Genomic DNA, 13,989 nt, shown 5'->3' on the forward strand with positions numbered 1-13,989 from the left:
CTGTCCATTTGCTTCAAGGACTTTATCAATGGCGTAGGTAGCGGGATCGGATCAGTTCTTCCAGATCATGTTTTATGTCACAGTCTTCCTTCTTCAAGTGTTTTTTTAATTCGCATAGGGGTATCGGGACGTTGGGATAGGGGCGCAAGTTGAACAGCACCTGCTTTTTTATGAGAGGACAGCCGCTTTTCAGCAGCGATTGCCATGCGTACAGGCTGAGATTGATTCCGCGTGGTTCGCGCACCTCGAAGCGAGCGAGCTCGCTGTTGGTGGAGCTGTCTTCCAAGAGCATCCCAACAACGGAATGTTGCGCCTCAAGGCGAACGCCAGCTCCTAACAGTGCTTGGCTCAGGCCGAGCTCCCCTGTATTGATTAAATCGTCCTTGCTGCCTGCGAGATCGAATAAGCGCCAAAACTGCTGCCAACAGGTGTGTCTTGTGAGGGCTGAATTGGCGAGAAGTAGATATGACTGCAAGTGATATGTGTCGCGTTCGATCGAATCGGTGATCCCGTTCAGTTGAGGAACAGTGCTGCGTTGGCGAGAGGTCATCTCTGCAAGGACTTCAACGAATTGCTGAGCTCCTCCGACTGGCAACGTGCTGTCATTGGCGAGGGCGAGGTGAGGACGTGTTGCGACGACGTCTTCGCCCTCCGACAACAAGCAGCAGAAATCGCGATAGGCCCCCAAGCAAAGCCCAATGTTGGTTCGCAATTGAACCGCGATGTTGTGGCGTCTTAGTTGCTTCAGCACGGATGGAGCCAGCCTTGAGCTGGAAACCACCACCTGCCAACCCTGGCCTTGGACCTCAAGAAGAACTGCCATCCAGCTACGCGGAATGAGTCCTCGGCTGTCGTAGTGATGCCAAAAAAACAACGGTGCGCTTGGCTGCAGTCTCAGCTCCTGGATCAGTCTGTCTGGGGCTTCAAGTCGTCCGCGGTGATTCCATAGAGCCTGAATTTGCTGCTCTTGTTGTTGCCCATAAGCCTTTGCAGCTTGCTGCCAAGCATCTGTGGCTTGAAGAGCCGTGAGCAGCTGGTTCGCTTGTGGATCTGAAGTGGTCTGATCGCCCGCCACTGCTGCCCATAGCTTCAATTTCGGATGAAGTCTTGATAGATCAAGGCCTAAGCGCTTCCCCATTCGCAGGCCTTTCGCGAGTAAGGGGCGACTGCTCTGAAGACGCCTGAGGGCTGCAAAGCTCACCCGCGATGCGCCTGGTTCTACGGCTTGGGAGCTCAGCGCAAGGCTGAGTTGCCTCAGATGCAGTGCCCGATCGAGAGCTGCCATCGCGTGACGGTACGGATCGCCGCAGTATCTCTCTTGAAGAGCGTTAGTAAACTCTTTTGCAGATGATTTGGCTGATTCCATGCTCAAGCTCCTGCTGGGTGACCCCAACGCCCGCAAGCTGAAGCGTTATCAGCCGATCGTGTCTGACATCAATCTGCTCGAGGAGGAGATTGCGCCGCTGAGCGACGACGATCTACGCCGCCGCACGTCTGAGTTTCGGCAGCGATTAGAAGCGGCCGGCTCACTGGAGAAACAAAGGCCCCTATTGGACGACTTGTTGCCCGAGGCGTTCGCCGTGGTGCGGGAAGCGGGCAAGCGGGTGCTGGGCATGCGTCACTTCGATGTGCAAATGATCGGAGGCATGGTGCTGCATGAGGGGCAGATTGCCGAGATGAAAACCGGTGAGGGCAAAACGCTCGTTGCCACCCTCCCTAGCTACCTCAATGCGCTCACCGGCCGTGGTGTGCATGTGGTCACGGTGAATGACTACTTGGCCCGCCGCGATGCGGAATGGATGGGGCAAGTGCATCGATTCCTCGGCCTTTCGGTGGGCTTGATCCAGCAAGATATGACGCCGGCTGAACGCCGGATTAATTACGGCTGTGACATCACCTATGCCACTAATTCAGAGCTTGGCTTTGATTATTTGCGCGACAACATGGCTGCCGACATCAATGAGGTGGTGCAGCGCGAGTTTCAGTATTGCGTGATCGACGAAGTCGACTCCATCCTCATTGATGAGGCCCGTACGCCTTTGATCATTTCGGGCCAAGTGGAACGGCCTCAAGAGAAATACCAGAAAGCTGCAGAGGTGGCGAACGCCCTGGAAAGGGCCGCCGAAATGGGCAAAGACGGCATCGACCCCGAAGGTGATTACGAGGTGGATGAAAAGCAGCGCAGTTCCACACTCACCGATGAGGGATTTGCCAAAGCTGAGGCCCTCATTGGGGTGGCTGATCTCTACAACCCTCAGGATCCATGGGCTCACTACATCACCAATGCCCTGAAGGCCAAGGAGCTGTTTGTTCGTGATGTGAATTACATCGTTCGCGATGGTGAAGCGGTGATCGTGGATGAGTTCACCGGCCGGGTGATGCCCGGCCGGCGTTGGAGTGATGGACAGCACCAGGCGATTGAGGCCAAGGAGGGCCTAGAGATTCAGCCAGAAACGCAAACGTTGGCGTCGATTACTTACCAGAATTTCTTTCTGCTCTATCCCCGTTTGGCCGGGATGACCGGTACCGCCAAAACAGAGGAAACGGAATTCGAAAAAACCTATTCCTTGCAGACTGCCATTGTTCCGACGAATCGTGTGCGCGCCCGTCAGGATTGGGTGGATCAGGTCTACAAAACCGAAACGGCGAAATGGCGTGCCGTCGCTAAAGAAACCGCGGAGGTGCATAAACAAGGCCGCCCCGTGTTGGTGGGCACCACCAGTGTTGAGAAAAGTGAGCTGCTGAGTGCCTTGCTTGCGGAGGAAAACATCCCCCACAACCTGCTGAATGCCAAGCCGGAAAATGTGGAGCGGGAGGCTGAAATCGTGGCTCAGGCCGGTCGGGCTGGTTCTGTGACGATTGCCACGAACATGGCGGGCCGCGGCACCGACATCATTCTTGGGGGCAACAGCGATTACATGGCGCGCCTCAAGCTGCGTGAAGTGTTGCTTCCCCGGCTGGTGCGGCCGGAGGATGGCCACCGGCCTCCGGTACCGCTGCAGCGCAGTGCTGAGGGTGGTGGCGGTTTCTCCGAATCGGCGCCAGCGAGTGGTCCCCACGGCAATGCCCCGAGTGAAGCTAAGGCGATTGGCAACCTCTATCCCTGTCAGCTCACGGAAGAGACGGATCAGGCGTTGGTGGAACTAGCCAAGCAGTTGGTGAAGGCTTGGGGTGATCGCGCGCTGAGTGTGATCGAACTGGAAGATCGCATCGCCACGGCAGCGGAGAAAGCGCCCACAGAGGATCCTGAGATTGCCCAGTTGCGTGCCGCCATCGCCCAGGTGAAAGGCGAATACGACGCCGTGGTGAAACAGGAGGAGATGGGCGTGCGTGAGGCTGGAGGCCTGCATGTGATTGGCACGGAGCGTCACGAATCACGCCGGGTTGATAACCAGCTTCGCGGCCGTGCGGGCCGCCAGGGTGACCCTGGCAGCACGCGATTTTTCCTGTCGTTGGGTGACAACCTCCTGCGCATCTTTGGGGGTGAGCGTGTAGCTGGGTTGATGAATGCCTTCCGGGTGGAAGAAGATATGCCGATTGAATCGGGCATGCTTACGCGCTCGCTTGAGGGGGCACAAAAGAAGGTTGAGACGTACTACTACGACATCCGTAAGCAGGTGTTTGAGTACGACGAGGTGATGAACAATCAGCGCAAAGCGGTGTACACCGAGAGGCGCCGCGTGCTTGATGGCCGTGAACTGAAAAAACAGGTGATTGGTTACGGCGAGCGCACGATGAATGAGATTGTTGAGGCCTATGTGAATCCAGACCTTCCCCCTGAGGAATGGGATGTCTCGCAGCTCGTGAGCAAGGTGAAGGAGTTTGTTTACCTGCTTGAAGATCTCCAGCCTGATCAACTTCAGGGTCTGTCGATGGATGATCTCAAGGCCTTTTTGCAAGAACAGCTTCGCAATGCCTACGACCTCAAAGAAGGCCAGATTGAGGAGTTGCGTCCAGGCCTTATGCGAGAGGCTGAGCGTTTCTTCATCTTGCAGCAGATTGATACGCTCTGGCGTGAACATCTACAAGCCATGGATGCTCTGCGTGAATCGGTGGGATTGCGGGGATATGGACAGAAAGATCCTCTAATTGAATATAAAAATGAGGGCTACGATATGTTCCTGGAAATGATGACGAATATGCGCCGCAATGTGATTTATTCGATGTTCATGTTTCAGCCCGCTCCACCCGCAGCAGCTCAGACCACCACGGCGTGATGGGCTGAGGATCAGTCCCCCAAAAACTCAAGGATTTCCCGATCCTTGAGGTTTTGGGACTTGCCTGCACTCATTTCGCCCATAGGGCGGCCAGCAGACACGGCTTTCAGGCAGCTCTGCAATTCGCCCACCTGATTTTCCAATTGATCAATCCGCTCCATCAGGTTGCGGATCACATTGGCTTCCGCATCCGGCAAGGCCGAGTGCGCCAAGGGGTTGATGCGGACCCCGCTCTGGTGAATCACCCGCCCAGGGATGCCCACCACCGTGCAGTTTTGCTCCACGTTGCGCACCACAACGGATCCAGCGCCGATTCGGGTGTTAGCACCCACTTCAATGGCCCCCAGCACCTTGGCGCCCGCTCCCACCACCACGTTGTTGGCGAGGGTGGGGTGACGCTTGCCGTGGTCCTTGCCCGTCCCGCCAAGCGTCACGCCTTGATAAAGCAGGCAGCGATCGCCGATTTCGCTGGTTTCCCCAATCACGACCCCCATGCCGTGATCAATAAACACGCCACGGCCGATTGTGGCGCCTGGATGGATCTCTACCCCGGTCATTCCTCGCCCCAGCTGGCTCAGCAGCCGTGCCGGCAACTTCAGGGGCAGGCGGGAACGCCAGAGCCGATGGCTCAGCCTGTGCAAGCTGATTGCTTGAAAGCCTGGATAGCAGAGCAGGATCTCCAGGGGCCCACGCGCTGCAGGATCCCGCTCGCGGATGATCGCAAAGTCGGCCCGAATTTGATCAAGCATGGCCTTGCTGCTTTGAGCCTGTGGCTAATGCGCTCATCATCTCGTGCGGGCAACCCTCATCGCGGCGGATGAGTGCCCGATCAGTGGCTGACCAGGCCGATTTCTTTGCGCAGTAGCTCGATCGTGTCACCACTGAGGTAGCTCTCGGCGCAGTGCACTTGGGGCATGCGCATCAGTTGGGAGCGGTTTTGACGCAGGCTTTGCTCCACCAGCGGCATGCTGGGGCGATCACAGAGCACGTGGCTGGAGGCGCGTAGAAGGGCCAACAGCCGGCTGCCGATATCTGGGGTGGCCGTCATCAGCAGCAGGTCATTGCCGCGCATGCTGTGCAGGATCACCTCCGCGGCTCGCAGGATGCCGGGGCTGATGCTCACCAGGCCCACGCAGCTGCCTTGGCGGAGCTCCTTGAGCATTCCTAATTCCGCCTTGAAGTCATTGAGATCCACGGCCACAGCGCGCACGCCGTGCTTCTTGGCTAGTTCTTCGATCGGTTGGAGGAAGTACCTGCTGGTGACCACTGTTCCATTGCTGGCGTTTTCGAGCACGCTTTCGAGCTCTTCCATCGGCACCACTTCCACGGGCACGTTGATGTTGGGTTCGAGTTCTTCTGCGATCAGCATCGAAGCGCCAATGTCTTCTCGCGGAGTGCTCACGAGCACCCGGGCGCCGCAGCGCAGGCGCCAATCGATTTCACGGGTGAGCAGTTCTCTGGTTTGCTGCAGGGTGCAACCCGCGTTGAGCAGGCCATCCACGCATTTGCGCACCTCTCGATCGAGATCGGTGACGCCACGATTGCGGATATGGGGCGGCGTTCGGATCTCCCGTGGTTTCTGTTGATCGCGCACGTAGATCCCAGAGCCTGCCATCGCTTCCACCACCCCATCGGTTTCGAGCTGGCGGTACACCTTGCTGATCGTGTTGCGATGCAAGCCTGTCTGCATCGCCAGCTGTCTCGTACTCGGAAGACGGTGCCCAGGCGGGTAGTGCCGGGCGGCGATCGCGAAACAGATCTGGTTGTAGAGCTGGGTCGATGCCGGTATGTCGCTTTCCTGTTGGATGTGGAATCGCACGCCGGTGGACCGGATTGATGTGGCCACCTTAAGGACTGGACGGCTTGGTGACAATTGCTGAGCTGATTCTTGCCCCGATCTAGGGGCTTATCTTCATGCGCTGATGTCTATGTCTTCTTCTCTTCCTCCTTTGTGGCCCGAGCCATCGCCAGGCTCCTGGCAGATGGTGAACACCGGTCCGGTGCCCTTGCGCTGCTGGTGGGCGCCCACCAGCAGCGCGAAGCCAGCAACCCGTGCCGTGATTGTGCTGCCTGAGATCTTTGGCCTGAATCGTTGGGTGCGGGGTGTGGCCGACCGCTTGTCGGCGGCTGGTGTCCCTGCCCTAGCGATGCCGCTGTTTGCGCGCACGGCTCCAGACCTTGAGTTGGGCTATGACTCCGAGTCCACCCGCGAAGGTCGGCGCCATAAGGACGCCACGAGCACCGAGGGGATCCTTGCGGATGTCCAAGCCTCGATCCATTGGTTAAGGCGGACCCTTCCAGCCAGTGGCCAACCGCTGAGAATCACGGTGGTGGGCTTCTGCTTTGGGGGACATGCCGCTCTACTGGCCGCCACCCTCGCTGATGTGCAAGTCAGCTTGAATTTTTATGGGGCAGGAGTGAGCCGTGGGCGGCCCGGTGGAGGGCCCCCCAGCTTGGAGCTGCTGCCATTCGTTCAAGGAGAGCTGCATTGTTTGTGCGGCAGCATTGATGCCCTGATCCCAAGCTCAGATCAGCGGGCGATTCAAGCGGCGTTACGAGCGGAGGATCCCACCGGGCTTCGTTTGCGCTACAGCCTTTTGGAAGGCGCTGATCACGGCTTCATGTGTGAGGCCCGTGATCAATATCACCAGGCCTCAGCGAGGGAAGGCTGGCGATTGTTGTTGGATGCAGCGCTATCGGATGTAGCTCAGTCTTGAGTGCTGATTCGACGAGCTGGTGAAGGAATCGTTCGCACCGCGTTATTCCCCGCGCCTTCTTCCTTGTCTTTCTTCAAGAGCGGCGCTTTGCGGGGTGTGAGGAACATGATCATGTTGCGGCCCTCGCGCTTCGGGGGCTGTTGCACCTCGGCGGGCTCTTCCAGGTCTTTGGCCATGCGGCGCAGCAAGACCTCGGCCAACGCGGTGTGCTGAATTTCTCGACCTCGGAAAATCACCGTGCATTTCACCTTGTCTCCCGCTTTCAGGAAGCGCTGCGCTTGGCCGATGCGAACGTCGTAATCGTGCTGGTCGATCTTGTAACGCATCTTGACCTCTTTAACTTCGGTCTGATGCGATTTTTTCTTCGCTTCTTTGGCTTTCTTTTCTTGCTCGAATTTGAATTTGCCGTAGTCCATGATCCGGCATACCGGCGGATCGGCTTTCTCGCTCACTAAAACGAGATCAAGCTCGCGCTCACGCGCAACTTCTAATGCTTTTTCCCGGTCGATCACCCCAAGCTGCTCTCCGTCTGCGTCAACAACCCTTAGCTGTGGGTAATTGATGCGGTCATTGATGTTGGGGAGCTCCCGGACGGGGGCGCGACGGTCAAAGCGAGGACGTGGAGGCATTCAGTGTTGTGAAGGACTGCTGATGGAAAGCGGTGCTCAGCAGAGATTGTTCTTCAGCCTAGACCTGCTTCGATCAGGCTCATTGCTTCGCTGAGCGCATCCTGACCTGTGAGCCAGTGGGGGCTGTGTTGGCGGCGGAACCAGGTGCGTTGACGCTTGGCGAATTGCTGGGTGCGCTTGGTGGTGATGGCGATGGCTTGCGCTTTGCTCAGGCCTCCTTGCAGCACCTCGAGTGCTTCGCCATAGCCGATCGTTTTCAGCATGGGAAGGTCAGACCCATAGCGCTGGCTCAGCTGCTTCGTTTCTTCAATCAAGCCCTCCTGATAGATCTGTTGGGTTCGTTGGGCGATGCGCGATCGCAGCTCCACGGGGTCGAGTCCGAGCTCCAGCACGCGCCAGGGCGGCGGATTGCTCGACTGTTGATCACTCATCGGTTTGCCGCTGGCGTACAGCACCTCTAGAGCGCGTTGGGTGCGAACCGCGTCTGCGGGGGCGATCTTGGCGGCCGCTTGCGGATCAGCTTGTTGGAGGAGTTGATGGCAGTGCGTTTGCCCTAGTGCCTGGAGTTGGCGGCGTAGCTCGGCTTGAGGAGGCACCGCCGGAGGCTGCAATCCCTGGGTGAGGGCCTTCAGATATAGCCCGCTGCCTCCGGCCAGAAAGGCCACTCCTCGATCCTGGAGAACTTGGTTCACGGCCGCAGCGGCCTCCTGCTGAAACTCCTGAAGGGTGATCGGTTGATTCGGGGAACGCAGGTTCAGGAGGTGATGGGTCACGCGCCGTTGCTGCTCGGCCGTGGGTTTGGCCGTGCCGATATCCATCTCTCGGTAGAGCTGGCGAGAGTCGATGTTGAGGATCTCGAGCTGGAAGTGCTCAGCAATCTCCAGCGCGAGCGCAGTTTTGCCGCTCGCCGTTGGGCCCACCAGGGCCACCACAAGGGGAGCCTCTGCGGTCGTCGCAAGCTTGGATGGGGTCCCTATTTCAGGGCTGATCTGATTCATCGCAGAAACAACGGGTGCATCCCCTTTAAAAATGACGCGTCAGAGGCTTCTACGAGCGCCTCTGGGATACCGGTGGTAAGTTGAGGATGAAAAGGTGGCTGGGCCTACGACGAGCGCATGAGCGAAGCCGCAAAAGTTCAAGCTGCCTACGGCGCTGAACAAATTCAGGTTCTTGAAGGCCTGGAGCCGGTGCGTAAGCGCCCGGGAATGTACATCGGTACCACCGGTCCGCGAGGGCTGCATCACCTGGTGTACGAGGTGGTGGACAATGCTGTGGATGAAGCCCTGGCTGGGCATTGCAACGAGATCACGGTTGTTCTCGGAGAAGACGGCTCAGCGTTTGTGAGTGATAACGGCCGTGGAATCCCCACGGATGTTCATCCCCGTACAGGGAAAAGCGCCCTGGAAACCGTGCTCACGGTGTTGCACGCCGGTGGCAAGTTTGGGGCTGGTGGTTACAAGGTTTCGGGTGGTTTGCATGGTGTTGGTGTTTCCGTCGTTAACGCGCTGAGCGAATGGGTTGAAGTCACCGTGCGCCGTCAAGGCCAGGTGCATCGCCAGCGCTTCGAGCGTGGTGCCGCCATCGGCAGCCTTGTTTCAGAGCCCCAGCCTGCTGAGGAAAAGGGGGTCACGGGCACCAGCGTTTGCTTCAAGCCCGACCACGAGATTTTCACGGTCGGCATTGAGTTTGATTACTCCACGCTCTCGGCCCGTTTGCGCGAGCTGGCTTATTTGAATGGTGGTGTGCGCATCGTGTTTCGCGATGAACGACAAGCTGCCCGGGATTCAGAGGGCCAGCCCCGTGAAGAGCTGTATTTCTACGAAGGTGGAATTAAGGAATACGTTGCCTATATGAATGCGGAGAAAGATCCTCTTCATCCAGAGATTATTTATGTGAATTCGGAAAAAGATGGTGTCTCGGTGGAAGCGGCACTGCAGTGGTGCGTTGATGCCTATTCCGACAGCATTCTGGGTTTCGCGAACAACATCCGTACGGTGGATGGCGGCACGCACATCGAAGGTTTAAAAACCGTTCTCACACGCACCCTGAATACGTTTGCGAAGAAACGGGGTAAACGCAAAGACTCCGACTCAAATTTGGCTGGCGAAAACATTCGCGAAGGGCTTACCGCTGTTCTTTCGGTGAAGGTCCCCGAGCCCGAGTTTGAAGGTCAAACAAAAACGAAGCTGGGGAATACCGAAGTTCGCGGCATCGTTGACAGCTTGGTTGGAGAGTCGTTGAGCCAGTACCTGGAATTCAATCCAGGCGTGATCGACATGATCCTGGAGAAAGCGATCCAGGCCTTTAATGCGGCGGAAGCAGCTCGCCGGGCCCGTGAGCTGGTGCGCCGCAAAAGCGTGCTGGAGAGTTCAACGCTGCCTGGCAAGTTGGCCGATTGCAGCACGCGAGACCCTTCTGAATCTGAGATCTACATCGTGGAGGGAGATTCTGCTGGAGGATCTGCCAAGCAAGGCCGCGACCGCCGTTTTCAGGCGATTCTTCCCTTGCGCGGAAAAATTCTCAATATCGAGAAAACGGACGACGCCAAGATTTATAAAAATACTGAGATTCAAGCTCTGATTACGGCCCTTGGCTTGGGGATTAAGGGTGAAGATTTTGATGTTAAAAATCTTCGCTATCACCGGGTTGTGATCATGACCGATGCGGATGTGGATGGGGCACACATTCGAACTCTGATCCTTACCTTCTTTTATCGCTATCAAAAGGAATTGGTTGAAGGTGGATATATCTATATCGCCTGCCCTCCGTTGTACAAAGTGGAACGCGGCAAAAATCACACCTATTGCTACAACGAGCAGCAATTGCAAACAACGTTGGCTGGATTTGGCGAGAAAGCCAACTACAACATTCAGCGGTTTAAGGGTCTTGGTGAAATGATGCCCAAGCAATTGTGGGAAACCACGATGGATCCCTCCACGCGCATGATGAAGCGGGTGGAAGTGCAAGACGCGCTGGAGGCGGATCGCATCTTCACGATCCTGATGGGCGACAAAGTGGCTCCTCGTCGTGAATTCATCGAAACCCATAGCGCCGATTTGGACATGGCCTCCCTCGACATCTGATGCGCATGTCGACAGCGGTTGTGTTGCGTTGGAGTTGGCTGCTTGGCGTGGCCTTGATGGCACCTGCGGCCTTGCCCGCTGGTGGTGCTCAGCGGCGGCTTCCCCCCTTGCGCCGGCAGGAGGGCAAAGGCCCCCTCCTCAGCGGTGATAGCTGTGTGTTGCGCTCCAGCCCTTTGGTGGAAGCTCCCGCTCTGCGCCGTTTGGAGTTAGGCACTCCTCTTCAGATGTTGCGCCACTGGCGAGGAGACGATGGCCGCGATTGGATTCAAGTTCAGGTGTCTTCAAGCCAGGGTTTGCCAGCTGGTTTTCAGTCGATTCGCGGATGGGTGCATGGCTGAAGCCTTCACGGCAGGTCAGGTGGTGCTGGTGGGGATTGGCGCCATTCCTGGTGCGTGGCTTCGTTTACGGATTGTCAATCACTTTGAGCCGATGGTTCCCCGCAAGCATTGGGGAACCTTTGCCGTGAATCTCGTTGCCGCCTTTGCCCTCGGTCTGGTGCTTGGCCTGCAAGTGAATGATCCCTGCGCAACGTCTAAAGGCCTTGCCGGGCTGACCTTGTTGGTTGGAGTGGGTTTTTTCGGCAGCCTCAGCACGTTTTCCACCTTTGCTGTTGAGTTGCTCAACACTCTTAAGCAGAGGCATTGGCTGGAAGCTCTGCTGCTCGGCGTCGGTTCGATCCTGGGTGGCTTGGTGGCGGCTGGCCTTGGCTATGGGCTTGGCTTGGCCGAAGGAGGTCTCTGATGCCGCAGCCTTCTTCTATTCCCACCAGCACCGATGCCGCCACGCATCAGCTCAGCTTGCGGAAAGACCTGAGCGAACTGCTGCTCGTTGCTCTGGGTGCCGTTCCTGGCGCTGTGATGCGTTGGCAGGTCGGGGCTCATCTGCACGACAACAACGTGATTGTGAACGTGCTCGGTGCGTTCATTTTGGGTTGGCTGGTGGGGCTTCCTCTCCGTCCGAAACGTCAGCTGTTGATCGGTATTGGTTTCTGCGGTTCGCTCACCACCTTCAGTAGTTGGATGGTGGACTGCGTGGTCTTCATCGCTCAAGGCGACTGGTTGGCTGCTCTTGGACTCATCGGAATGACCCTGGGGCTGGGGCTAGGTGCCGCAGCCCTGGGTGTCGTCGCTGGCCGGAGCTTGGTTAGGCGTTAAGGGCGGCTTCGATAGCAGTTTTTAGTTCATCGGAATCGGGCTCAATGCCGCTCTTGAATCGCGCGATTACCGTGCCGTCTTTGCCGACGAGGAACTTTTCAAAGTTCCAAGCCACATCGCCTGCTGGCTCTGTTTTGTTGAGGGTGGTGTATGGCTCCGTGGTGCTACCGGTGGCATGCACTTTGTCGAACAGCTCAAAGCTGGCGTTGTAAGTGGTGGAGCAAAAGCTTTTGATCTCCTCTAAGGACCCGGGCTCTTGTGCACCAAAATCGTTGCAGGGGAAGCCCAAAACCTGTAGCCCTTGAGCGCCATAGCTGTCTTGCAACGCTTGAAGGCCGCTGTATTGGCGAGTGAATCCGCAGCGGCTCGCCACGTTCACAATTAACAGCACCTTGCCGGAATAGGAGCCGAGTGATTTGTTGGCGCCGTCAGGGGTGTTGACGGACACGTTGCTGATGTTGGGAGCCATAACGATGGAGGGTGCAATCGGCGCCGACGATAACCGGCTGCAGACCCACTTAGAATCGGAGGGGCTGGGCGGAAAGCATGGAAGAAGCCCACGGCCGCAGTGGTGTGAGCGTCACGAATGATTTGGTGGCTGAGGTTGTCGCTCAGCAACTGGAGTCGATGTTGTCCGTTGGCAATTACGACGGCGTCAAGTTGCTGTTGGCACCGGTTCAGCCTGTCGATGTGGCAGAAGCTGTTGGCTGCCTTCCAAGAACGCTTCAGGCACTGGCCTTTCGCCTGCTCGGCAAGGACGAAGCGATTGAGGTGTACGAATACCTTGAGCCAGCCATTCAGCAGAGCTTGTTGGAGCGGCTGCGTTCCAACGAAGTGCTGGAGCTCGTGGAAGAGATGTCACCCGATGACCGGGTGCGCCTGCTTGATGAGCTCCCGGCCAAGGTGGTTCGCCGTCTTTTGGTGGAGCTCAGTCCTGCCGAGCGGCGTGTGACCGCCCAGTTGCTTGGTTATGCCCCTGAAACGGCTGGCCGTTTGATGACCACGGAATACATCGATCTCAAGGAATTTCAAACCGCTTCGCAAGCTCTCAGCATCGTTCGCCGCCGTGCACGAGAAACCGAAACGATTTACAGCCTCTATGTCACGGATGGGCAGCGACACCTCACCGGAATTTTGTCGTTGCGAGATTTGGTGACGGCTGACCCCAGCGATTGCATTGGTGATGTGATGACGCGGGAAGTGGTGAGCGTTGGCACCGACACCGATCAAGAGGAGGTGGCCCGAGCGATTCAGCGTTACGACTTCCTGGCCGTGCCTGTTGTGGACCGGGAACGTCGTCTTGTGGGGATCGTCACGGTGGATGACGTCATCGACGTGATCGAGCAGGAAGCCACCCGTGACCTCTACGCCGCTGGTGCGGTGGAGGCCGGTGATGAGGATGATTATTTTCAGAGCAATTTGTTCACCGTGGCGCGTCGTCGCGTGGTGTGGCTTGCGGTTCTGGTGATTGCGAACGGCTTCACAACCCAGGTGATCGCGATGAACGATGCGGTGCTGCGTGAGGTGGTGATGCTTGCGGCCTTTATTCCTTTATTGATTGGGACCGGTGGAAACGTGGGTGCCCAGAGCTCCACGGTGGTCATTCGTGGACTGAGCACCCAACGGATTCAACCCTTGGGCCCGTGGCGTGCGGTTGTGAGGGAGGCGCTCGCCGGTGCCTTGCTGGGCCTTCTGATGCTTTTGGTGGTGGTGCCATTCGCTTGGTGGCGTGGCGATGGTCCGCTTGTGGGGATGGCGGTTGGCATCAGTTTGTTGGCGATTACCACCTTGGCCGCCACGGCTGGTGCTGCCTTGCCGTTGCTGTTCAACCGCATGGGCCTCGACCCCGCCCTGATGTCAGCCCCCTTCATCACCACAGCCACAGACGTAGCGGGCGTGTTCATTTATCTGAAAACAGCGGAGTGGTTGCTGCTCCATGCACCCCAGTTGCTCGAGGCCACGAGTATTTCTACTCATTTACTCGCTTCGCTCGCTTTCTGAGAGTTCGTTTACGTTTCTTAGGGTTACTCTTTACAGAACTCAATGAAGCGTCATGGCTCCTGCTGCTGCTGTTGCTTCCCGCCCCGCATCTGCCTCCACCGGTCGCGCCTCTGGCGCTGAAGTCGATTTAGTCCGTTCGTATTTGCGAGACATCGGCCGAGTGCCGTTGTTGAGCCATCAGCAGGAGA

The 13,989-nt window shown here is 57.5% G+C and carries 13 protein-coding genes and 1 pseudogene; 8 read left to right on the forward strand and 6 right to left on the reverse strand.

The window, feature by feature from the left end; translation table 11 throughout:
- Positions 1-25 precede the first annotated feature (25 nt).
- Entirely contained in the window at positions 26-1,285 is a 1,260-nt protein-coding gene (locus tag DXY38_RS08425) for a hypothetical protein (protein WP_115071253.1), read from the reverse strand.
- A gap of 79 nt (positions 1,286-1,364) precedes the next feature.
- Here DXY38_RS08425 and secA point away from each other — a divergent pair, with 79 nt between their 5' ends.
- Positions 1,365-4,217 (forward strand): preprotein translocase subunit SecA, encoded by a 2,853-nt coding sequence (secA, locus tag DXY38_RS08430; protein ID WP_115071254.1) that lies wholly within the window; start codon positions 1,365-1,367, stop codon positions 4,215-4,217.
- A gap of 11 nt (positions 4,218-4,228) precedes the next feature.
- Here the strand turns inward: secA and epsC are convergent.
- A pseudogene (epsC, locus tag DXY38_RS08435) lies at positions 4,229-4,969 on the reverse strand (serine O-acetyltransferase EpsC); the annotation flags it as partial.
- Positions 4,970-5,046: 77 nt separating this feature from the next.
- Positions 5,047-6,036: a GntR family transcriptional regulator gene (locus tag DXY38_RS08440; protein ID WP_038014178.1), complete on the reverse strand. Its 990-nt coding sequence runs from the start codon at positions 6,034-6,036 to the stop codon at positions 5,047-5,049.
- Positions 6,037-6,139: 103 nt separating this feature from the next.
- On the opposite strand from DXY38_RS08440, the gene DXY38_RS08445 reads away from it, so the two are divergent.
- A complete protein-coding gene (locus DXY38_RS08445; protein WP_115071256.1) occupies positions 6,140-6,934 on the forward strand; it encodes a dienelactone hydrolase family protein in 795 nt (264 codons plus the stop codon).
- Here DXY38_RS08445 and infC read toward each other — a convergent pair.
- Both infC and miaA read right to left on the reverse strand, forming a co-directional pair.
- Positions 6,925-7,563 (reverse strand): translation initiation factor IF-3, encoded by a 639-nt coding sequence (infC, locus tag DXY38_RS08450; RefSeq protein WP_115071257.1) that lies wholly within the window; start codon positions 7,561-7,563, stop codon positions 6,925-6,927. The genes DXY38_RS08445 and infC overlap by 10 nt on opposite strands.
- Positions 7,564-7,616: 53 nt before the next feature.
- On the reverse strand, positions 7,617-8,561 hold the full coding sequence (gene miaA, locus DXY38_RS08455; protein WP_115071258.1) for a tRNA (adenosine(37)-N6)-dimethylallyltransferase MiaA: 945 nt from the start codon (positions 8,559-8,561) through the stop codon (positions 7,617-7,619).
- Positions 8,562-8,678: 117 nt separating this feature from the next.
- On the opposite strand from miaA, the gene gyrB reads away from it, so the two are divergent.
- The 4 genes from gyrB to DXY38_RS08475 are packed head-to-tail and all read left to right on the forward strand — an operon-like array spanning position 8,679 to position 11,800.
- Positions 8,679-10,646 (forward strand): DNA topoisomerase (ATP-hydrolyzing) subunit B, encoded by a 1,968-nt coding sequence (gene gyrB / locus DXY38_RS08460; RefSeq protein WP_006853937.1) that lies wholly within the window; start codon positions 8,679-8,681, stop codon positions 10,644-10,646.
- A complete protein-coding gene (locus tag DXY38_RS08465; RefSeq protein WP_115071259.1) occupies positions 10,646-10,984 on the forward strand; it encodes an SH3 domain-containing protein in 339 nt (112 codons plus the stop codon). Before gyrB ends, DXY38_RS08465 begins: the two co-directional genes overlap by 1 nt.
- A complete protein-coding gene (locus DXY38_RS08470) occupies positions 10,977-11,387 on the forward strand; it encodes a CrcB family protein (RefSeq protein ID WP_115071260.1) in 411 nt (136 codons plus the stop codon). Before DXY38_RS08465 ends, DXY38_RS08470 begins: the two co-directional genes overlap by 8 nt.
- Complete coding sequence (locus tag DXY38_RS08475) at positions 11,387-11,800, forward strand: CrcB family protein (RefSeq protein WP_115071261.1); 414 nt, start codon at positions 11,387-11,389, stop codon at positions 11,798-11,800. Before DXY38_RS08470 ends, DXY38_RS08475 begins: the two co-directional genes overlap by 1 nt.
- Here DXY38_RS08475 and DXY38_RS08480 read toward each other — a convergent pair.
- Entirely contained in the window at positions 11,790-12,269 is a 480-nt protein-coding gene (locus DXY38_RS08480; protein ID WP_006853933.1) for a glutathione peroxidase, read from the reverse strand. The genes DXY38_RS08475 and DXY38_RS08480 overlap by 11 nt on opposite strands.
- A 77-nt stretch (positions 12,270-12,346) precedes the next feature.
- On the opposite strand from DXY38_RS08480, the gene mgtE reads away from it, so the two are divergent.
- On the forward strand, positions 12,347-13,801 hold the full coding sequence (gene mgtE / locus DXY38_RS08485; RefSeq protein WP_115071262.1) for a magnesium transporter: 1,455 nt from the start codon (positions 12,347-12,349) through the stop codon (positions 13,799-13,801).
- 52 nt (positions 13,802-13,853) lie between these two features.
- A partial coding sequence (locus DXY38_RS08490) for a sigma-70 factor domain-containing protein (RefSeq protein ID WP_305791123.1) occupies positions 13,854-13,989 on the forward strand: 136 nt, incomplete at its 3' end.

Source organism: Synechococcus sp. UW179B, assembly GCF_900474245.1.
GTDB lineage: Bacteria > Cyanobacteriota > Cyanobacteriia > PCC-6307 > Cyanobiaceae > Synechococcus_C.